This is a genomic window from Streptococcus sp. (genome assembly GCF_032481935.1).
GTDB lineage: Bacteria > Bacillota > Bacilli > Lactobacillales > Streptococcaceae > Streptococcus.
Genome location: NZ_JAWERU010000004.1, coordinates 35,759 through 56,173, shown reverse-complemented (window position 1 = coordinate 56,173; position 20,415 = coordinate 35,759). Strand labels below are relative to the sequence as shown.

The 20,415-nt window shown below is 39.1% G+C and carries 20 protein-coding genes; 15 read left to right on the top strand and 5 right to left on the bottom strand.

Annotation, left to right across the window (positions count from 1 at the left end; translation table 11 throughout):
• Window positions 1-287 precede the first annotated feature (287 nt).
• From E7C97_RS01300 to E7C97_RS01290, 3 genes are read right to left on the bottom strand one after another with little or no spacing between them, the layout of a single operon-like run.
• Window positions 288-1,526, bottom strand: a complete 1,239-nt coding sequence (locus E7C97_RS01300) for an NAD(P)H-dependent oxidoreductase (protein WP_316107793.1) — start codon at window positions 1,524-1,526, stop codon at window positions 288-290.
• 18 nt (window positions 1,527-1,544) lie between these two features.
• Entirely contained in the window at window positions 1,545-2,150 is a 606-nt protein-coding gene (locus E7C97_RS01295) for an NADPH-dependent FMN reductase (protein ID WP_006153967.1), read from the bottom strand.
• Window positions 2,151-2,183: 33 nt separating this feature from the next.
• On the bottom strand, window positions 2,184-3,104 hold the full coding sequence (locus E7C97_RS01290) for an FAD:protein FMN transferase (RefSeq protein ID WP_316107791.1): 921 nt from the start codon (window positions 3,102-3,104) through the stop codon (window positions 2,184-2,186).
• A gap of 316 nt (window positions 3,105-3,420) precedes the next feature.
• On the opposite strand from E7C97_RS01290, the gene nox reads away from it, so the two are divergent.
• Entirely contained in the window at window positions 3,421-4,800 is a 1,380-nt protein-coding gene (gene nox, locus E7C97_RS01285) for a H2O-forming NADH oxidase (protein WP_049525814.1), read from the top strand.
• Window positions 4,801-4,892: 92 nt separating this feature from the next.
• Here the strand turns inward: nox and E7C97_RS01280 are convergent, their stop codons facing one another.
• The gene (locus E7C97_RS01280; protein WP_060955626.1) at window positions 4,893-5,750 is read right to left on the bottom strand and encodes a YitT family protein; all 858 of its coding nucleotides are present in this window, start codon (window positions 5,748-5,750) and stop codon (window positions 4,893-4,895) included.
• 61 nt (window positions 5,751-5,811) lie between these two features.
• Entirely contained in the window at window positions 5,812-7,467 is a 1,656-nt protein-coding gene (locus E7C97_RS01275) for an NFACT RNA binding domain-containing protein (RefSeq protein WP_316107789.1), read from the bottom strand.
• A 104-nt stretch (window positions 7,468-7,571) separates the two neighbouring features.
• Between E7C97_RS01275 and ybeY the strand changes: the two genes are divergently transcribed.
• From ybeY to pepF, 14 genes are all read left to right on the top strand, one after another.
• Window positions 7,572-8,069: an rRNA maturation RNase YbeY gene (gene ybeY / locus E7C97_RS01270; RefSeq protein WP_316107787.1), complete on the top strand. Its 498-nt coding sequence runs from the start codon at window positions 7,572-7,574 to the stop codon at window positions 8,067-8,069.
• Entirely contained in the window at window positions 8,050-8,445 is a 396-nt protein-coding gene (locus tag E7C97_RS01265; RefSeq protein ID WP_316107785.1) for a diacylglycerol kinase, read from the top strand. Before ybeY ends, E7C97_RS01265 begins: the two co-directional genes overlap by 20 nt.
• Before the next feature lie 16 nt (window positions 8,446-8,461).
• Window positions 8,462-9,361 (top strand): GTPase Era, encoded by a 900-nt coding sequence (era, locus tag E7C97_RS01260; protein ID WP_316107784.1) that lies wholly within the window; start codon window positions 8,462-8,464, stop codon window positions 9,359-9,361.
• Between the two features lie 48 nt (window positions 9,362-9,409).
• The gene (mutM, locus tag E7C97_RS01255; protein ID WP_316107783.1) at window positions 9,410-10,234 is read left to right on the top strand and encodes a DNA-formamidopyrimidine glycosylase; all 825 of its coding nucleotides are present in this window, start codon (window positions 9,410-9,412) and stop codon (window positions 10,232-10,234) included.
• On the top strand, window positions 10,234-10,839 hold the full coding sequence (gene coaE / locus E7C97_RS01250) for a dephospho-CoA kinase (protein ID WP_316107782.1): 606 nt from the start codon (window positions 10,234-10,236) through the stop codon (window positions 10,837-10,839). Before mutM ends, coaE begins: the two co-directional genes overlap by 1 nt.
• Window positions 10,826-12,025 (top strand): multidrug efflux MFS transporter, encoded by a 1,200-nt coding sequence (locus tag E7C97_RS01245; RefSeq protein ID WP_316107780.1) that lies wholly within the window; start codon window positions 10,826-10,828, stop codon window positions 12,023-12,025. The genes coaE and E7C97_RS01245 overlap by 14 nt, the downstream gene beginning before the upstream one ends.
• The gene (rpmG, locus tag E7C97_RS01240) at window positions 12,025-12,174 is read left to right on the top strand and encodes a 50S ribosomal protein L33 (RefSeq protein WP_001809104.1); all 150 of its coding nucleotides are present in this window, start codon (window positions 12,025-12,027) and stop codon (window positions 12,172-12,174) included. The genes E7C97_RS01245 and rpmG overlap by 1 nt, the downstream gene beginning before the upstream one ends.
• 39 nt (window positions 12,175-12,213) lie before the next feature.
• The gene (secG, locus tag E7C97_RS01235) at window positions 12,214-12,447 is read left to right on the top strand and encodes a preprotein translocase subunit SecG (RefSeq protein WP_000282514.1); all 234 of its coding nucleotides are present in this window, start codon (window positions 12,214-12,216) and stop codon (window positions 12,445-12,447) included.
• Window positions 12,448-12,545: 98 nt separating this feature from the next.
• A complete protein-coding gene (gene rnr, locus E7C97_RS01230) occupies window positions 12,546-14,888 on the top strand; it encodes a ribonuclease R (RefSeq protein WP_316107778.1) in 2,343 nt (780 codons plus the stop codon).
• Entirely contained in the window at window positions 14,851-15,318 is a 468-nt protein-coding gene (gene smpB / locus E7C97_RS01225; protein ID WP_001051741.1) for an SsrA-binding protein SmpB, read from the top strand. The genes rnr and smpB overlap by 38 nt, the downstream gene beginning before the upstream one ends.
• A gap of 14 nt (window positions 15,319-15,332) precedes the next feature.
• Complete coding sequence (gene tehB / locus E7C97_RS01220) at window positions 15,333-16,193, top strand: SAM-dependent methyltransferase TehB (protein WP_316107774.1); 861 nt, start codon at window positions 15,333-15,335, stop codon at window positions 16,191-16,193.
• Between the two features lie 198 nt (window positions 16,194-16,391).
• The gene (locus tag E7C97_RS01215; RefSeq protein ID WP_316107772.1) at window positions 16,392-17,540 is read left to right on the top strand and encodes a hypothetical protein; all 1,149 of its coding nucleotides are present in this window, start codon (window positions 16,392-16,394) and stop codon (window positions 17,538-17,540) included.
• A gap of 95 nt (window positions 17,541-17,635) precedes the next feature.
• A complete protein-coding gene (locus E7C97_RS01210; RefSeq protein WP_316107769.1) occupies window positions 17,636-18,592 on the top strand; it encodes a competence protein CoiA family protein in 957 nt (318 codons plus the stop codon).
• An 18-nt stretch (window positions 18,593-18,610) separates the two neighbouring features.
• The gene (gene pepF, locus E7C97_RS01205) at window positions 18,611-20,413 is read left to right on the top strand and encodes an oligoendopeptidase F (protein ID WP_316107768.1); all 1,803 of its coding nucleotides are present in this window, start codon (window positions 18,611-18,613) and stop codon (window positions 20,411-20,413) included.
• Window positions 20,414-20,415 lie beyond the last annotated feature (2 nt).

Sequence of the window (20,415 nt, the reverse complement as noted above, 5' to 3'; positions counted from 1 at the left end):
GTGTCCCTCTTTGATGTAATTTAATGCTCGTTGTTTAAAATCTGTACTATATGCCATAGCTTTATTATAACATGTATTTTATAAACTAAGTAACTATAAAAAAAGGAACCTAGAGAGGTTCCTTTAGTATTAAATTTTATACTCTTCGAAAATCTCTTCAAACCACGTCAGCTTCACCTTGCCGTATATATGTTACTGACTTCGTCAGTTCTATCTACAACCTCAAAGCAGTACTTTGAGCAACCTGTGGATAGCTTCCTAGTTTGCTCTTTGATTTTCATTGAGTATTAGTTACTTGCACCTGAAGTAGCATCCGCGTCTCCATGGCCGCCATCAGCTGAGTCAGAAGCCCCAGAAGTAGCATCTGCGTCACCGTGGCCTCCAGCAGCAGGAGCAAAAGGTCCGCTACCACCTACCAAACGTTGACCAGTTTCTTTCAAGTACCAGTCAAGCCATGGTTGGAAGTTAAATACAATTTCATTGATACCAGCATATGATCCGTCAGGATAGTACATTGCTTGGTAGTTATGAGTGTTGATAACACCAGCAGGTGAACCTGGAACAATTGTACGTACGTAATCTTGATTACCATTACGAAGTGTTCCAATAACCCACTCAACGTTTTTCATACGTGCTGGTGGAAGTGAATCGTGAATGGTTGACATACGGCTACCAGATTGAGATGGTACACGTTTTGCAAACATTGTATCAGGGTCTTGGTGAGCGTTGTTGTAGTAGAGGAATTGGTTGTTATCGTCAGCGTATGTCAATTCAAAAGGCATAGCTTTCAAAAACATATCAATTTGGTTAACTGTAAGGATACCATGGTCAAGCTTAACGTACGTATCACCGGATACAGCGCCTGTAATTTCTGCAACTTTTTCTACCCATTCTGGATCATCAGGGTCAACTTCTGTAATCGTTGTAGCGATTGGTTTTCCACAATCCAAGTCTTCTGGTTCAATTGGTTTTGGTTTTTTCAATTTAGAAACGACTCCTACGTATTTGACAAAGTTATCTAAGCAAGTTTCAAGGAATTTAACAGTTCCTTCGTTAATAATATCTCCATTTGCATCAAAAGCTTCTTTAGCTTTTCCAAGGAGGAATTCATTACCTGGTAATGTGTAAGCATTCACTCCTGGTGCATCAAGAATCTTACGAAGGTGAACTTGAGCACGAGAAGTTCCTTGATCATAGTATGAAGCACCCACAATCATGACTGGTTTGTTTTCAAACGGATGCACTTCGTATGAAAGCCATTCAAGTACAGACTTAAGTGAAGCAGAAATAGTGTGGTTGTGCTCAGGAGTTGCAATAATGACACCATCTGCACGAGTAATTTTATTGTAAAGTAGGCGCAACTGGAAGCTGTCGTCCCATTTTTCGTCTTGGTTAAACATTGGAACTTCATCGATTTCCAAAACCTCTAGTTCAAATTTAATTTTAAACTGACGGCGGATGAATTCCAAGAGTTTGCGGTTATATGATTGATCGTAGTTTGATCCAACAAGTCCAACAAATTTCATTCTATTTTGTCTCCTATCTTACAAATTTTCCCAGTCAAATTCTTCTGCATCTTTACGAAGCAATTCTTGTGCGCTACGCAATTTTTCAGTAATCTTGACAAAGATACGGAAGTCATCAAAGATGGCATCCAATTTATTAATGACGTCAAGATCTACCAAGTCACCATTCTTATCGAAAGCTTGAAGAGAGTGAGAAAGTAAGAATTCATCAGGAAGAACTGTTGCTTTAATCTCAGGAGCATTCAAAATTTGACGAAGTTGCAATTGAGCACGTGAAGAACCGAGTGTACCGTATGAAGCACCAGTAATCATAATTGGTTTGTTCAAAAGTGGAAATACTCCGTAAGAAATCCAAGCAAGGGCGCTCATAAGAACAGCTGGAATTGAGTGGTCGTATTCTGGAGTACCGATGATAACACCATCAGCTGCTTCGATTTTAGCTACGATTTCCATAGCTTCAGCTGGAATTTGTTTGTCGGCTGGTTTGTTAAATACAGGTAGATCTTTAATTTCTACCAATTCGATTTCTGCTTTATCAGCAAAGTGTTTCTGCATATATTGAAGCAGTTGACGGTTTGTGGAACGTTTTGAGTTAGTTCCTACAATAGCAATAAGTTTAAGCATGGGCTTTCCTTTCTCTTTTGCGTTATTAATTAATTACCGTTGGATACCAGATGAACAAGCTAAGCGTCCATCTTTGTCAATGAGGATGGCTTCGATACCATCAATATTTTCGACTTGCCACATAATAGACGCGCTACGTTCGCCAAATAATCGTGTGGTCCATATCTCACCGTCAACAGAGCGGTCAGATATAATGGTTAAACTAGCTAAATCCGTTTCAATAGGATAGCCTGTTTCACTATCGAAAATGTGGTGATAATCCTTGCCATTGATTTCAAGATGCCGTTCATAAATCCCAGATGTAACCACTGATTTTCCAGTAATGGATAAGGTCATCAGGTGATTACCACGTGGATTACTTGGATCTTGAATGCCGATTTGCCACGGACGTCCATCTTTTGATTGGTTGTTTCCAATTGTGAGGATGTTTCCTCCAAGATTGATAAGAGCAGAAGTGACGCCGTTTTCTTTTAAGAAAGCTGCAACCTTATCTGCACTGTACCCCTTTGCTAAACACCCTAAGTCAATTTTCATTCCCATTTTTTCTAGGAAAACCGTAGAATTTACTGAATCGAGTTTAATAAAATGAGGGTCTATTAGTGGTAAGACTGAAGCGATTTCTTCAGGGCTTGCAACCTTTGCATCGGAAAAACCAATACGCCAGGTTTGTACCAAGGGACCAATACTAATGTTGAGATGACTTCCAGGAGCTAGACTGTGTTCTAATCCTAAAGAAATCAGTTCAAACAAATCAGGATGGACCTTAACTGGGGCAATTCCCGCCTGATAGTTAATTTCCATCAATTCCGATTCGGTGCTATTCGCATTAAATCGAAATTCAAGTTCCTTGAGCAAATCAAAAGCTTGACGGAGAAGATTATCCGCTTGTTCATGTACCAAGGAAATAGTAATCGTAGTTCCCATTAACCGTTCAGATAATGAACTGAGAGGCAAAAAATCAACTCCCTTCAAATCAATTGGAAATATTGTAAATCCAGATATGAAAGCAATCTGAAGATTTATATTTCATTTCCATATAAATAGAATATCATAAAGTCAGCGTTTTCACAAATTATTTTTTACAAAAAGTCAAGAAATATGCTTGAATAAATAAAAAATGTGCAAAAAACTTTGAAAAGATTGAAAATAAATTGATATATATTTCAAAAAAATTTCAAAAAAACAGTAAACTAGTCAAAAAACTTGTAAACGCTCACAGATAATGATATACTAGAAAGGTAAATAAAAAATTAAAGGTAGGAATTATCTTATGAGTAAAATTGTAGTCGTGGGTGCTAACCACGCTGGAACTGCTTGTATCAACACTATGTTGGACAATTTTGGAAGTGAAAATGAAATCGTTGTCTTTGACCAAAACTCAAACATTTCATTCCTAGGATGTGGAATGGCTCTTTGGATTGGTGAGCAAATCGATGGTCCAGAAGGTCTCTTCTACTCAGATAAAGAAAAATTGGAAGCAAAAGGTGCTAAAGTTTATATGAACTCACCAGTTCTTTCAATTGACTATGATAATAAAGTTGTTACTGCTGAAGTTGATGGAAAAGAACACAAAGAATCATACGAAAAATTGATCTTTGCGACTGGTTCAACTCCAATTTTACCACCAATCGAAGGTGTTGAAATTGTTAAAGGTAACCGCGAATTCAAAGCAACTCTTGAAAATGTACAATTCGTTAAATTGTACCAAAACGCAGAAGAAGTTATCAACAAACTTGCTGACAAGAGCAAACACCTTGAGCGTATCGCTGTTGTCGGTGGTGGATACATCGGTGTTGAGCTTGCTGAAGCATTCGAACGTCTTGGAAAAGAAGTTGTCCTTGTTGACATCGTAGACACAGTCTTGAACGGTTACTATGATAAAGACTTCACTCAATTGATGGCTAAGAACTTGGAAGACCACAACATCCGTTTGGCACTTGGACAAACTGTTAAAGCTATCGAAGGTGACGGTAAAGTTGAACGCTTGATCACTGACAAAGAAACATTCGATGTTGACATGGTTGTTCTTGCAGTTGGTTTCCGTCCTAACACAGCTCTTGCTGATGGCAAGATTGAACTTTTCCGCAACGGTGCCTTCCTTGTAGACAAGAAACAAGAAACATCACTTCCAGGAGTATTCGCTGTGGGTGACTGTGCGACTGTTTATGACAACGCTCGTAAAGACACTAGCTACATCGCTCTTGCATCAAATGCTGTACGTACTGGTATCGTAGGTGCTTACAATGCTTGTGGACATGAACTTGAAGGAATCGGTGTTCAAGGATCAAACGGTATCTCTATCTATGGTCTTCACATGGTTTCAACTGGTTTGACTCTTGAAAAAGCTAAAGCAGCAGGATACAATGCTGTTGAAACAGGCTTCAACGATCTTCAAAAACCAGAATTTATGAAACATGACAACTATGAAGTAGCAATCAAGATTGTCTTTGATAAAGACAGCCGTGAAATCCTTGGTGCTCAAATGGTATCTCGTGATTCAGCAATCAGCATGGGAATTCACATGTTCTCATTGGCTATCCAAGAACATGTTACAATTGAAAAATTGGCTTTGACAGACCTATTCTTCTTGCCACACTTCAACAAACCATACAATTACATCACAATGGCTGCACTTACAGCTGAAAAATAATGATTTGTAAAACGGAAGATTTGCTTCTTCCGTTTTTATCATCAAAAAATAGTAACTTCAAATTCGAAGTTACTATTTTTGTTGTCTATGTGTTAGGAATTTTCTTCTTTTACAAAGGTGAAGCCTTCTCCTAGAATTTCGTGAGCTTCAGTGATGGTAATAAAGGCTCTAGGATCGATCGTATGAATCAGTTCTTTCATCTTAATCATTTCATTTCTTGCTACGATACAGTAGATAATTTTTAAATCTTTTTGACTGTAGTAACCTTGCCCTGATATGAAGGTGACACCTCGACCTAACTCTTCATTGATTTTATCTGCCACTTCCATAGGCTTTTGAGTGATAATCATAAAACCTTTGCCAGCATATCCGCCTTCACCAATCAAGTCAATAACTCTAGAGACAATGAAGTCAAATAAAAGTGTATAGGTTACGAGACGAAGGTCTTGGAAGATAATTAAAATAAGCATTAGGATAAGAAAGTCTAGTGCAAAGAGTAATTTTCCAACGGAGATATTGGTGTACTTGTTTAGGATTCGAGCCACGATATCTGTTCCACCAGTCGTACCACCAGCATTGAAGATAACGCCTAGACCAAGTCCCAAAAGAACACCCGCAACCAAGGCAACGATAACTAGATCTCCCTCAAGATTAAAGCTGAGAGGAATCTTTTCAAAGATTGCTAGCCAAATGGATAAGGAAATAGTACCAAGCAGGCTGCTGTATAGGGTCTTTGCACCAAATATTTTCCAGGCTAAAATGAATAATGGGATATTGATGATGAGGTTCATCACGGAGATAGGGATGTTAAAGAGATAATAGGTAATCAAGGTGATTCCCGTTGCTCCACCCTCGAATAAGTGGTGGGGCACAACAAAATACGTGAGTCCGAAGGCATAAATGGCAGCTCCGAATATAATGGTTAAAATAGATTTGATATGCCGTAGCATTGAACGCACCTCCCATTTTTAATTGAGTCTATAGCAGTAACAGTCCACCAGTATACAAGACTTATTTGATTTTCATGGACTGAATTTTTTCAGGGTCGGGTGTAACACGGAGGGTCTTTTGCCCAGTATAGGTGACAAAACCAGGTTTTCCACCAGTTGGTTTGTTGAGTTTTTTAACTTCAATCATATCCACCTGAACGAGGTTGGAGAGACGTCCCTTAGAGAAGTAGGCTGCAAGTTCTGCAGCGTCTGTTTTAACCTCATCAGTAGGATTGAGATTGCCTGAAATAACAACGTGACTTCCAGGAATATCCTTAGCGTGAAACCAGAGTTCTTCTTTACGGGCCATTTTAAAGGTCAATTCCTCGTTTTGTAAGTTATTGCGCCCCACATAGATGATTGTTTTTCCATCACTAGCTAGATACTGCTCAGGTTTCTGTCGTTTCTGGATTTTTTCCCTTTGTCTTCTGCGGATAAATCCTGTTTGAATCAATTCTTCACGAATTTCAGCAATTTCATCGAGTCCGGCTTGATTGAGAACTGTCTCTACACTTTCCAGATAGAGAATGGTTGCCTTAGTTTCTTCAATCAGGTCAGTCAAGTATTTAACAGCTTCTTTTAATTTCTGATAGCGTTTGAAGTAGCGTTGAGCATTTTGGTTTGGCGTTAGTGCCTTATCAAGTGCAATCGTGATAGGCTGGTTGGTGTAGTAGTTTTCCAAAATGACCTGATCTTGGTCATTGGGAACTTGATGAAGGAAAGTGGTTAGTAACTCTCCTTTTTGCCGAAATTCTTCTGCGTTTTCAGTAGCCAGAAGTTCTTTTTCTTGTTTCTTTAGTTTTTGCCGATTTTTTTGTAGTTCGTTTTCAACACGTCGAATGAGTTCGCTAGCCTGTTGTTTGACACGGTCGCGTTCAGCCTTATCTTTGTAATAGACATCAAGAAGTTGAGATAAGCTTGAAAAATGTCCTTCAATTTTAGTTGACAAAGGCACACAAGAAAAGGATTTATCTGTTAGGCAAGGTTTGGTTTCTTGTCTAAAGAAGTTCCAGAAAGTGGCTAGTTTATCATTAAGCAGTTGTTTTTCTAACTCGGTTGCTGTATCTCTTCCCAAACCTTGAAAGAGGTTTTGAAGGTTTTTAGCTGTCAATTCTTGAGTTTGTAGGATTTCAAACAATTTTTCATCCTTGATGGTAAAAGGATTGAGAGCCTCTGTATTTGGAGGAGCAATATAAGCAGCACCAGGTAATAAGGTACGGTAGCTATTTTGAGAGAAACCGATATGCTTGATAACTTCAAGGATTTTGTGACTAGACTTATCTACAAGTAGAATATTACTGTGTTTCCCCATAATCTCGATGATGAGTGTGGCCTGGATATGGTCCCCAATCTCGTTTTTATTGGAAACCGTTATTTCCACGATACGATCATTTTCGATCTGCTCGATTGACTCAATAACTGCTCCTTGAAGGTACTTTCTCAATACCATAATAAAAGTAGATGGTTGAGCAGGGTTTTCAAAGGTGGACTCTGTTAACTGGATGCGTCCAAAAACTGGATGGGCAGACAGGAGCAAACGATGACTTTTACGATTGCTACGGATTTGCAAGACTAACTCTTGTTCAAAGGGTTGATTAATTTTTTGAATGCGCCCATTTAGTAACTCAGTTCGCAATTCCTCAACCATGTGGTGTAAAAAAAATCCATCAAATGACATGGTTCTCTCCTCGTGAATGTATTCCATAGTATTATATCAAAAAGGTAGAATAAAATCATAGAAATGTGATATAATAAAGCCAAGTAAAGAGAATCGAGAAATACATGTATATTGAAATGGTAGATGAAACGGGTCAAGTTTCAAAGGAAATTCTACAACAAACTCAAGAAATTTTAGAGTTTGCTGCTAAAAAGTTAGGAAAAGAAGACAAGGAGATGGCAGTCACTTTTGTGACCAACGAACGAAGCCATGAACTTAATCTAGAGTTTCGTGATACCGATCGTCCAACAGATGTCATCAGTCTTGAATATAAGCCGGAGTTAGAGATTGCCTTTGATGAGGAAGATCTGGAAAATGATCCCGACTTGGCAGATATGATGTCAGAATTTGATGCTTATATCGGTGAACTTTTCATTTCCATTGATAAGGCTCATGAGCAAGCTGAGGAGTACGGTCATAGTTTTGAGCGTGAGATGGGCTTCTTGGCAGTGCACGGCTTTTTACACATTAACGGCTATGATCACTACACTCCCGAGGAAGAAGCGGAGATGTTCGGTTTACAAGAAGAAATTTTGACAGCCTATGGACTCACAAGACAATAAACGAAAATGGAAAAATCGTGACCTAATCTCCAGTTTAGAATTTGCAATTACAGGGATTTTTACTGCGATTAAGGAAGAACGTAACATGAGAAAGCATGCAGTGACGGCTCTTGTAGTGGTACTTGCAGGTTTTGTTTTTCAGGTGTCACGAATCGAATGGTTATTTCTGCTTTTGAGCATTTTCATGGTAGTAGCTTTTGAGATTATTAATTCAGCTATTGAAAATGTAGTAGATTTGGCTAGTCACTATCACTTTTCTATGTTGGCAAAAAAAGCTAAAGACATGGCAGCTGGTGCCGTGCTTGTGGTCTCTCTTTTTGCCGCTTTGACAGGTGCACTTATCTTTCTCCCACGGATTTGGGATTTATTATTTTAAACAGTAAGAGGAAATTATGACATTTAAATCAGGCTTTGTAGCCATTTTAGGACGTCCAAATGTAGGGAAGTCAACTTTTTTGAATCATGTCATGGGGCAAAAAATCGCCATCATGAGTGATAAGGCGCAGACAACGCGCAATAAAATCATGGGGATTTACACCACTGATAAGGAGCAAATTGTCTTTATCGATACACCAGGTATTCACAAGCCTAAGACAGCGCTCGGAGATTTTATGGTAGAGTCTGCCTATAGCACCCTTCGTGAAGTGGACACCGTACTTTTCATGGTTCCTGCAGACGAGCCACGTGGTAAGGGTGATGACATGATTATCGAACGACTCAAGGCTGCTAAGGTTCCGGTTATTCTTGTGGTCAACAAAATTGACAAGGTACACCCAGACCAACTCTTAGCTCAAATCGATGATTTCCGTGATCAGATGGACTTTAAAGAAATTGTGCCAATTTCAGCTCTTCAAGGAAATAACGTTTCTCGTCTAATCGACATTCTCAGTGAAAACCTTGAAGAAGGTTTCCAATATTTCCCTGCGGATCAAATTACCGATCACCCAGAACGTTTCTTGGTTTCTGAGATGATTCGTGAAAAGGTTTTACACTTAACTCGTGAAGAAATTCCACACTCAGTTGCAGTAGTCGTGGACTCTATGAAACGAGACGAGGATACAGACAAGGTTCATATCCGAGCAACCATTATGGTTGAACGTGACAGCCAAAAAGGGATTGTCATCGGTAAAGGTGGTGCCATGCTCAAGAAAATTGGGACTATGGCCCGTCGTGATATCGAGCTCATGCTAGGAGACAAGGTCTTCCTAGAAACTTGGGTCAAGGTTAAGAAAAACTGGCGAGATAAGAAGCTAGATTTGGCTGACTTTGGCTATAACGAAAAAGAATATTAAGAAGAGGTGGGCAGTAGCCTGCTTCTTGTTTTTAGAGAAGGAGGAGTTATGCCTGAATTACCTGAAGTCGAAACGGTTCGACGAGGTCTTGAAAAACTGATTCTAGGGAAGAAGATTGCTAGTCTTGATATTCGTTATCCTAAGATGATTAAGACAGATTTGGATCAATTTCAAAAGGAAGTGCCTGGTCAAGAAATTCAATCGATGGGGCGCCGTGGCAAGTATTTACTTTTCTACCTGACAGACAAGGTCTTGATTTCTCATCTAAGGATGGAAGGCAAGTATTTTTACTATCCAGACCAGGTTCCTGAACGTAAGCATGCCCATGTTTTGATTCATTTTGAAGATGGTGGAACTCTTGTTTATGAGGATGTCCGTAAGTTTGGGACTATGGAATTGCTTGCTCTTGACCTTTTGGAAGCCTACTTTATTTCTAAAAATCTTGGACCAGAACCTACTGAACAGGATTTTGACTTAGAGATTTTTATAGGTGCCTTGAAGAAATCTAAAAACACGATCAAATCGCATCTTCTCGATCAGACTTTGGTTGCTGGATTGGGAAATATCTATGTGGATGAAGTTCTCTGGAGAGCGAAAGTTCATCCTTCTAGAACTTCTAAAAGTTTAAGCGCCCAAGAGGCTAGAAAAGTCCATGATCAAACCATTGAAGTTTTGGGGCAGGCTGTTGAGAAAGGCGGTTCAACCATTCGCACCTATACCAATGCATTTGGCGAAGATGGGACCATGCAAGAGTTTCACCAAGTCTATGATAAAGCTGGACAAGCTTGTTCACGTTGTGGATCCATCATCGAAAAAATTCAACTCGGTGGTCGTGGAACCCATTTTTGCCCAAAATGTCAAAGGAGAAAGTGATGGGAAAAATTATTGGAATCACTGGTGGTATTGCATCCGGGAAGTCCACCGTCACAAATTTTTTAAGACAAAAAGGGTTTGAAGTGGTAGATGCGGATGCGCTTGTTCACCAACTTCAAAAACCTGGTGGTCGCCTTTATCAGATTTTAGTAGAGCACTTCGGTGAGAAAATTCTTCTTGAAAATGGGGAACTGAATCGACCATTACTTGCCAGTCTGATCTTTTCTAACTCTGAGGAAAGAGAATGGTCTAAAGAAACTCAAGGAAAAATCATCCGTGACGAATTGAGGGCTTTGAGAGACAAGTTAGCTCAAACTGAGGATGTATTTTTCATGGATATTCCATTGCTTTTTGAACAAGACTATGCTTCATGGTTCGATGAAACTTGGCTAGTTTATGTAAGCCGAGATACCCAGCTGGATCGCTTAATGAACCGTGATCAGTTATCCCAAGAGTCAGCTGAAACTCGTTTAGCTTCACAGTGTCCTTTAGAAGAAAAGAAGAAATTTGCTACTTATATATTAGACAATAATGGCAGTCGAGAGCAGCTTTTGAGTCAAGTAGTGACCTTACTTGAAGGAGGCGATGCCCATGCAAAAGATTAGTTGGAAGGATAATCTTCGTATTGCTTGGTTTGGTTGCTTTTTAACAGGAGCCAGCATTTCTCTCGTTGTTCCTTTCATGCCTATTTTTGTCGAACAGTTAGGAATTGAAGGGGATCAAGTTGCCTTTTATTCAGGGTTAGCTATATCTGTTTCTGCCATTTCTGCAGCCGTTGTATCACCAATTTGGGGAATATTAGCAGACAAGTATGGTCGAAAACCCATGATGATTCGTGCAGGGCTAGCCATGACTATTACTATGGGTGGTCTGGCATTCGTTCCAAATGTTTTCTGGCTCTTGTTCTTACGCTTTCTTAATGGAGTTTTTACAGGATTTGTACCTAATGCGACAGCTTTAATTGCTAGTCAAGTCCCCAAAGATAGGTCGGGATACGCTCTAGGGACTTTATCAACTGGTGTTGTCGCTGGAACTTTGACCGGTCCATTTGTAGGTGGTTTCATTGCCGAAATTTTTGGAATTCGAAATGTCTTTTTATTGGTCGGTAGTTTCCTGTTCTTGGCAGCTATCTTAACCATTCTTTTTATAAAAGAAAACTTTCAACCAGTGTCAAAAGAAAAAGAACTCCCTACAAAAGAGCTCTTTACTTCTGTTAAGTATCCATATCTCTTGTTTAATTTATTTGCAACAAGTTTTGTCATTCAAGTTGCTGCACAATCAGTCGGTCCCATTCTTGCTCTCTATATCCGTGACTTAGGTCAGAAGGAAAATCTCCTCTTTGTATCAGGCTTAATAGTTTCCAGTATGGGCTTATCAAGTATGATGAGTTCAGGTGTGATGGGGCGTTTGGGAGATAAAGTTGGTAATCATCGTTTATTAATTGTAGCGCAAGCTTATTCAGCTCTCATTTATCTTTTGTGTGCCAATGCATCCACACCTCTAGAATTAGGGATTTATCGCTTTCTCTTTGGTCTGGGAACAGGAGCTCTGATCCCCGGTGTAAATGCACTCCTTAGCAAGATGACCCCCAAATCAGGCATTTCAAGGGTATTTGCCTTTAATCAAGTATTCTTTTATCTAGGAGGAGTGATAGGTCCCTTAGCAGGATCAGCAGTAGCGGGACAATTTGGCTACCATGCAGTCTTTTATGCAACAGCTCTTTGTGTAGCTCTCAGTTGTTTATTTAACCTTATCCAGTTTAGAACATTATTAAAAGTGAAGGAAATCTAGTGCGAGTAAAAATCAATCTCAAATGCTCCTCTTGTGGCAGCATCAATTATCTAACCAGTAAGAACTCCAAAACCCATCCAGACAAGATTGAGGTCTTAAAGTATTGCCCTAAAGAAAGAAAAGTGACTCTACATCTTGAATCTAAGTAGAAATTATGGTAGAATAATAGGGATTTTAAGGAGTTTGATATGTATAACCTATTATTAACCATTTTATTAGTATTATCTGTTGTGATTGTGATTGCAATTTTCATGCAACCAACTAAAAATCAATCTAGCAATGTATTTGATGCCAGTGCAGGTGATTTGTTTGAACGTAGCAAAGCGCGCGGTTTTGAAGCTGTGATGCAACGTTTGACAGGAATTTTAGTCTTTTTCTGGCTAGCCATTGCCTTAGCATTGACGGTATTATCAAGTAGATAAGAAAATAATGGGCGGGACTAGGTCTTTGCCTATTTTTATTTTTAAAAGAAATAAGGTTTTACACCAAAAAGAAAATATTATAAATCTAGAAAGTAAACATGAAAGATAGAATAAAAGAATATATACAAGAAAAGGGACGAGTCACAGTCAATCACTTGGCCAGTGCTCTCGGGAAGGATGGTTCAAAGGACTTCCGTGAGTTAATCAAAACTCTTTCCTTGATGGAACGTAAGCATCAGATTCGCTTTGAAGAAGATGGTAGTTTAACCCTAGAACAGAAGAAAAAACATGAGATTACCCTAAAAGGAATTTTCCATGCCCATAAAAATGGGTTCGGTTTTGTAAGTCTTGAAGGCGAAGAAGACGATCTTTTTGTTGGAAAAAGTGATGTTAACTATGCCATTGATGGTGATACTGTTGAAGTTGTCATCAAGAAAGTTGCTGACCGTAACAAAGGAACCGCAGCAGAAGCAAAGATTATCGATATTTTAGAACACAGTCTCACGACAGTTGTCGGGCAAATTATTCTTGATGAAGAGAAACCAAAGTATGCGGGTTATATTCGTTCTAAAAATCAAAAGATTAGTCAACCGATTTATGTAAAAAAGCCATCTCTCAAGCTAGAAGGGACAGAAGTTCTCAAGGTTTTTATTGACAAGTACCCAAGTAAGAAACACGACTTCTTTGTGGCGAGTGTCCTAGATGTGGTTGGACATTCAACAGATGCAGGAATTGACGTTCTTGAAGTCCTAGAGTCTATGGATATTGTCTCAGAGTTTCCAGAGGCAGTTCTCAACGAAGCTGAAAGTGTACCTGATGCTCCATCAGAGAAGGATATAGAAGGACGTCTGGACCTGAGAGATGAAATTACATTTACCATAGATGGAGCAGATGCTAAGGACTTGGACGACGCAGTTCACATCAAGCCTTTGAAGAATGGAAATTTTGAACTTGGAGTTCATATCGCTGATGTCTCTTACTATGTGACAGAGGGGTCTGCTCTTGATAAAGAAGCCCTCAATCGTGCGACCTCTGTCTATGTGACAGACCGTGTAGTTCCAATGCTACCAGAACGCCTTTCAAATGGTATTTGTTCCCTCAATCCTCAAGTAGATCGTTTGACCCAATCAGCTATCATGGAAATTGATAAATATGGTCGGGTTCGTAATTACACCATTACGCAGACAGTTATCAAGACAAGTTTCCGTATGACTTATAGTGATGTGAATGATATCCTAGCAGGTGATGAGGAGAAGAGACAAGAGTATAAGAAAATTGTTCCTAGCATTGAACTCATGGCTAAGCTCCATGAAATTCTTGAAGGTATGCGGATTAAGCGTGGAGCTCTCAATTTTGATACCAATGAAGCTAAAATCTTGGTTGACAAGCAAGGGAAACCAGTAGATATTGTTCTTCGTCATCGCGGTACTGCAGAACGTATGATTGAGTCCTTTATGTTGATGGCAAACGAAACAGTTGCAGAGCATTTTAGCAAGCTTGATTTACCTTTCATCTATCGTATCCATGAGGAACCTAAAGCTGAAAAAGTTCAGAAGTTTATTGATTACGCCTCTAGTTTTGGCTTGCGAATCTATGGGACTGCCAGTGAAATTAGTCAAGAAGCCCTCCAAGACATCATGCGTGCTGTTGAGGGAGAACCTTACGCGGATGTTCTCTCTATGATGCTTCTGCGTTCTATGCAACAGGCTCGTTATTCTGAGCATAACCATGGGCACTATGGTCTGGCAGCGGACTATTACACTCACTTTACTAGTCCAATCCGCCGTTATCCGGACCTCTTGGTTCACCGTATGATTCGTGACTATGGACGTTCTAAAGAAGTTGCAGAGCATTTTGAACAGGTCATTCCAGAGATTGCGACCCAGTCTTCAAATCGTGAGCGCAGAGCTATCGAGGCAGAGCGTGAAGTTGAAGCTATGAAAAAAGCTGAGTATATGGAAGCATTTGTGGGCGAAGAGTATGATGCGGTCGTTTCAAGTATCGTCAAATTTGGTCTTTTTGTTGAATTGCCAAATACAGTTGAAGGCTTGATTCACATTACAAATCTACCTGAGTTTTACCATTTCAATGAACGTGATTTGACTCTTCGTGGAGAGAAATCAGGTATAACCTTCCGTGTTGGTCAACAGATTCGCATCCGCGTCGAAAGAGCCGATAAGATGACTGGTGAGATTGATTTCTCCTTTATTCCAAGTGAATTTGATGTCATTGAGAAGGGGTTGAAACCGTCTGGCCGTAAGGATAGAGGTCGTCGTTCGGATAAGAAAGAAGACAAGAGAAAAGCTAGTCGCTCAAATGATAAGCGTAAGCATTCTTCAAAGGACAAGAAGAAAAAAAGTAAGAAACCTTTTTATAAAGAAGTAGCAAAGAAAGGAGCTAAGCATGGCAAAGGGCGAGGGAAAGGTCGTCGCGCAAAATAAAAAAGCCCACCACGACTATACTATTGTAGATACGCTAGAAGCAGGAATGGTTCTAACTGGTACAGAAATCAAGAGCGTTCGAGCAGCTCGTATCAATTTAAAAGACGGATTTGCCCAAGTGAAAAATGGAGAAGTTTGGTTGAGCAATGTTCATATCGCTCCTTATGAAGAAGGGAATATCTGGAATCAGGAACCAGAACGTCGTCGTAAACTTCTCCTTCATAAAAAACAAATCCAGAAACTGGAGCAGGAAACAAAAGGGACAGGGATGACTCTGGTTCCACTTAAAGTCTACATCAAAGACGGCTATGCCAAGCTTCTTTTAGGACTTGCTAAAGGAAAACATGACTACGATAAACGTGAGTCGATTAAACGTCGTGAGCAAGACCGAGACATTGCGCGTGTTATGAAAGCAGTTAACCATCGATAGAAAGAGTGAAGGAAATGGAAAAACTAGTTGCCTATAAACGAATGCCAGTATGGAATAAAGACACCATGCCTGAAGCTGTTCAAAGAAAACACAATACCAAGGTCGGAACCTGGGGCAAGATTACCGTATTAAAAGGGGCTCTTAAGTTTATTGAATTGACTGAGGAGGGAGAAGTTATAGCTGAGTACCTCTTTGAAGTGGGTGCTGATAATCCGATGGCGCAACCGCAAGCTTGGCACAGAGTGGAAGCTGCCACAGATGATGTGGAATGGTACTTAGAATTTTATTGTAAACCAGAAGATTATTTCCCTAAGAAATACAATACCAATCCAGTTCATTCGGAAGTCTTAGAAGCTATGCAGACGGTCAAACCATGTAAGGCACTGGACCTAGGATGTGGTCAAGGAAGAAACGCCCTGTTTCTCGCTCAACATGGATTTGATGTCACAGCAGTGGACCAAAATGAGCTATCCCTTGAAATGTTGCAAAGTATCGTAGAGCAAGAAGATTTAGAAATGCCTGTTGGTCTCTACGACATTAATTCAGCTAGCATAGGCCAAACTTACGATTTTATCGTATCAACGGTTGTGCTCATGTTTTTACAAGCAGAACGTATTCCTGCTATCATTCAAAATATGCAAGAACAAACCTCTATCGGTGGCTATAATTTGATCGTTTGTGCTATGGATACGGAGGATTATCCTTGCTCAGTGAACTTCCCATTCACCTTTAAAGAGAGAGAATTGGCCAATTACTACAAGGATTGGGAGTTAGTGAAGTACAATGAAAATCCTGGTCATCTCCACCGTCGTGATGAAAATGGCAATCGTATCCAACTACGCTTTGCAACAATGTTGGCTAAAAAAGTAAAATAAAAATCTTAAAACGAATAGCTATCCATTTCTATTCGTTTTTTTATATAAAGACTTGAGGGCCAATCAACTGAATTATGCTATACTAGATGTGTAGAAAATGCTAAAGACAATCTCTTAACTCATATTTCTATGAAGTTTATTCTAAGTAATTTTAAATTTTCCATACATCTAGCAAATTTTTAATAGGGAGGTAGCGATATGCCTAGTCTTTTAGTCGAACTTTTTGATCATCACACTATCGAGAAAAATGTTTATCAGACTTTTATTTGTGATTGTGATGAGGTTTTATTTCTCTCCCTGAAAAAAATTGAAGAAGATGAAAGATTGGCCTTGAAACATTTTTTGCTGGATCAAGTTTCCCATGTAAAGCAAGTGCATTTTCGGCAAATAAGTCTAGATAAGATTACGGATGATTTGAATCTTTTCTTGACTAACTATGATTCAGTGACCTTAGATGTTTTTGGAGGAGATTCGTTATTAGCTATTTTCCTTTATCAGTATGGTTTGGAAAAGCAATTACCGATTGTTGCAATAGATATTGATCAAGGAAAACAATTCAAATGGAAAATGGGTAAAGTGGAGAAGGAAGAGTTAGTGATTCCTAGTCTGACCATTGAACAGTTGATGGCCTTACGGGGTGGTAAACTCATCAAATCGAAACAACCTAAATACAGTCCGAAACAAATTACTACCATCAAAAAACTAGCAAACTATGCAATTTTAAACCCAGAAGAATGGTATCAGATCACTCAATTCTTTGCATTAGCAAAAACAGCTGATTTTCACGCTGAAACAGCAAAAGTTTTGGAAAGTAACGGGAAAAGGTACCCTTATCCAGAATCTATGATTCCACTACTAACAGAAGCAAACTTGATTCATATTGATGAGGAAAGTTCCGATCATATTAGTTACACTTTTTCTAGCCCCGAGGCACAATTACTCTGTCGCACAAAAGGTCACATTTTAGAATTATATCTCTATCTTTTAGCGATAGAGTCAGAGTACTTTGATGAATGTATGATAGGGGCAGAAATTGACTGGAACGGTATTTTCCCTGAAGTTGATAATGTACAAAATGAAATTGATGTTGTCCTCCGTAAAGGTCAATCCATTATTTTTATATCTTGTAAAATGACAGACTTGTCTGTAGAAGCTATTAATGAACTGGAGGTATATGCTAATCATTTTGCTGGTGAAACTTGTTTGAAATTAATTGTTTGCTCTGGAAAAATCAATCCCGTATATAACCATCGTTGTCAAGAGTACGGTGTGTTGGTGATTAAACAAGATCAAATTTCAAATTTGATTCCCATGTTACAAAAACAGATCAAGAAGCATAAAATATGAGCTGGATTAAAGGATTATCCTAAAAATATAATAGAAAGGCTGGTTTTCTCAGCCTTTTTCTTATCCTTTTCGAATAAAGTAGAAAAGGAGGTTTTATGTTTTTAGCTAGAGATGAAAAAGGGATCCTAGTCAATGCCTTGGAGGATGAACTAGTCAAACAAGCTTATTATTGTCCAGCTTGTGGAACAAGTGTCCGCATGAGAAAAGGAAAAAATGTGAGAAGGCATTTTGCTCATGAAAGTCTCAAAAAATGTGATTTTTTCCATAAAAATGAAGGACCAGAGCATCTGGAAAATAAGAAAAGACTGTTTTATTGGGCTAAGGAGAATGATGAGGTTGAAATGGAATATCCCATACCTGAACTGAAGCAGATTGCTGATATCTTTATCAACAAGCAACTAGCTCTAGAAATTCAGTGTAGTCCCATTTCTTGTGAACTTTTAAGGGAGAGAAGTAATGGTTATCGAAGGTTGGGAATTCAAGTTCTTTGGCTACTAGGGGAAAAGCTCTGGATAAAAGAGCGACTAACTCAACTTCAGAGAGATTTTCTTTACTTTAGTAATAACATGGGCTTTCATATTTGGGAGTTAGACCATAAAAAACAGGTTTTGAGACTCAAGTACCTCCTTCATCAAGATATGAAAGGGAAACTCCATTATCAAGTCAAGGAATTTTCTTATGATAAAGGAAATCTTCTAGAAATATTACGGACTCCTTATCAGCAACAAAATATTATCACTTTTTCGGTCGAACAAGATAAGAACATTTGTCGTTACATTCAAAAACAACTCTACTATCAAAATCCCTATTGGATGAAGCAACAAGCCCAGGCCTACTTGAGAGGGGAGAACCTTTTGAATCTGAAGAATCAGGACTGGTATCCTCAAGTAAGGCCGATAGAAAATGATTCTTTTTGTCAAATAAAACAGGATATTAGTGATTATTATCGCAACTTTCGAATTTATTATCAAAAAAATCCTCAAACAGAGTTACAAAAGCTCTATCCACCTGCCTTTTATCAGCAATATTTCTTAAAAAATATGGTAAAATAGAAAGGATGGAGGAAACTTATGGTATTACAACGAAATGAAATCAATGAAAAAGATACATGGGATCTATCAACGATCTTTGAAACAGACCAAAAATGGGAAGAAGAACTTGCCCTTTTAACGGAAGATACAAAGCAAGCAGCTAGTCTTGAGGGACATCTCTTGGATAGTGCAGAGAATCTTCTTGACATTACAGAGCGTTATCTGGACTTGAGTCGTCGTCTTGAAAAACTTTATGTTTATGCACATATGAAAAACGACCAAGACACACGAGTGGCTAAGTATCAAGAATACTATGCAAAAGCCATGACTCTTTATAGTCAACTTGATCAATTCTTCTCTTTCTATGAACCAGAATTTATGGCTATCACCGAAGAGCAGTACAAAAACTTTTTGGAAGAAGAACCAAAACTCCAGCCTTATAAACACTTCTTTGATAAACTATTGCAAAATAAGGACCATGTCCTTTCACAACGTGAAGAAGAGTTGCTTGCAGGTGCTGGTGAAATCTTCGGTGCTGCTAGTGAAACCTTTGCTATTTTAGATAATGCAGATATCGTCTTTCCATTTGTTAAAGATGAAGATGGAAATGAAGTACAATTGTCACACGGCGTTTATATGCGCTTGGTAGAATCTAAGAACCGTGAGGTTCGTCGTGGAGCTTATGAAGCCCTTTACTCTACCTATGAACAATACCAGCACACTTATGCTAAAACCTTGCAGACCAATGTTAAAGTGCAAAACTACCGTGCAAAAGTTCGAAACTATAAGAGTGCGCGTGAAGCAGCTCTTGCAGCAAACTTTGTGCCAGAAAGTGTTTATGACAATCTAGTATCTGCTGTTCGTAAGCACCTGCCACTCTTGCATCGTTATCTGGCTCTTCGCTCAAAAATCTTGGGTATTCCTGACCTCAAGATGTACGATGTCTATACACCATTGTCTTCAGTGGAATACAGCTTTACTTATGAGGAAGCCTTGAAGAAAGCAGAAGAAGCTTTGTCAGTTCTTGGTGAGGATTACTTAAGCCGAGTTAAACGTGCCTTCAGCGAACGTTGGATTGATGTTTATGAAAATCAAGGCAAGCGTTCAGGTGCATATTCAGGTGGATCATACGATACAAATGCCTTCATGCTCCTTAACTGGCAGGATAACTTAGATAATCTCTTCACTCTCGTACATGAGACAGGTCACAGTATGCATTCAAGCTATACGCGTGAAACACAACCTTATGTATACGGAGATTACTCAATCTTCTTGGCAGAAATTGCTTCAACTACTAATGAAAACATCCTAACAGAAAAATTATTGCAAGAAGTTCAAGACGATGCAACACGCTTTGCCATTCTAAACAACTTCCTGGATGGTTTCCGTGGAACAGTATTCCGCCAAACTCAATTTGCTGAATTTGAACATGCTATTCACCAAGCTGATCAAAATGGTGAAGTTTTGACAAGCGAGTTCCTAAACAATCTCTATGCTGACTTGAACCAAGAATATTATGGTTTGAGCAAGGAAGACAATCCTCAAATCCAGTATGAGTGGGCCCGAATCCCGCATTTCTACTATAACTACTATGTCTATCAATATTCAACAGGCTTTGCAGCAGCTTCAGCTTTGGCTGAAAAGATTGTTCATGGTAGCCAAGATGATCGTGATCGCTATATCGACTACCTCAAAGCAGGGAAGTCAGACTATCCACTCAATATCATGCGAAAAGCTGGTGTTGATATGGAAAAAGAAGATTACCTCAACGATGCCTTTGCAGTCTTTGAACGCCGTTTGGATGAGTTTGAAGCCCTTGTTGAAAAATTAGGATTGGCATAAGG

Coding starts and splice junctions, on each gene's coding strand:
- E7C97_RS01300 (WP_316107793.1), bottom strand. CDS start 1,526: ATGAAATTTGTTGGACTTGTTGGATCAAACTACGATCAATCATATAAC.
- E7C97_RS01295 (WP_006153967.1), bottom strand. CDS start 2,150: ATGCTTAAACTTATTGCTATTGTAGGAACTAACTCAAAACGTTCCACA.
- nox (WP_049525814.1), top strand. CDS start 3,421: ATGAGTAAAATTGTAGTCGTGGGTGCTAACCACGCTGGAACTGCTTGT.
- E7C97_RS01280 (WP_060955626.1), bottom strand. CDS start 5,750: ATGCTACGGCATATCAAATCTATTTTAACCATTATATTCGGAGCTGCC.
- E7C97_RS01275 (WP_316107789.1), bottom strand. CDS start 7,467: ATGTCATTTGATGGATTTTTTTTACACCACATGGTTGAGGAATTGCGA.
- ybeY (WP_316107787.1), top strand. CDS start 7,572: ATGTATATTGAAATGGTAGATGAAACGGGTCAAGTTTCAAAGGAAATT.
- E7C97_RS01265 (WP_316107785.1), top strand. CDS start 8,050: ATGGACTCACAAGACAATAAACGAAAATGGAAAAATCGTGACCTAATC.
- era (WP_316107784.1), top strand. CDS start 8,462: ATGACATTTAAATCAGGCTTTGTAGCCATTTTAGGACGTCCAAATGTA.
- mutM (WP_316107783.1), top strand. CDS start 9,410: ATGCCTGAATTACCTGAAGTCGAAACGGTTCGACGAGGTCTTGAAAAA.
- coaE (WP_316107782.1), top strand. CDS start 10,234: ATGGGAAAAATTATTGGAATCACTGGTGGTATTGCATCCGGGAAGTCC.
- E7C97_RS01245 (WP_316107780.1), top strand. CDS start 10,826: ATGCAAAAGATTAGTTGGAAGGATAATCTTCGTATTGCTTGGTTTGGT.
- secG (WP_000282514.1), top strand. CDS start 12,214: ATGTATAACCTATTATTAACCATTTTATTAGTATTATCTGTTGTGATT.
- rnr (WP_316107778.1), top strand. CDS start 12,546: ATGAAAGATAGAATAAAAGAATATATACAAGAAAAGGGACGAGTCACA.
- smpB (WP_001051741.1), top strand. CDS start 14,851: ATGGCAAAGGGCGAGGGAAAGGTCGTCGCGCAAAATAAAAAAGCCCAC.
- tehB (WP_316107774.1), top strand. CDS start 15,333: ATGGAAAAACTAGTTGCCTATAAACGAATGCCAGTATGGAATAAAGAC.
- E7C97_RS01215 (WP_316107772.1), top strand. CDS start 16,392: ATGCCTAGTCTTTTAGTCGAACTTTTTGATCATCACACTATCGAGAAA.
- E7C97_RS01210 (WP_316107769.1), top strand. CDS start 17,636: ATGTTTTTAGCTAGAGATGAAAAAGGGATCCTAGTCAATGCCTTGGAG.
- pepF (WP_316107768.1), top strand. CDS start 18,611: ATGGTATTACAACGAAATGAAATCAATGAAAAAGATACATGGGATCTA.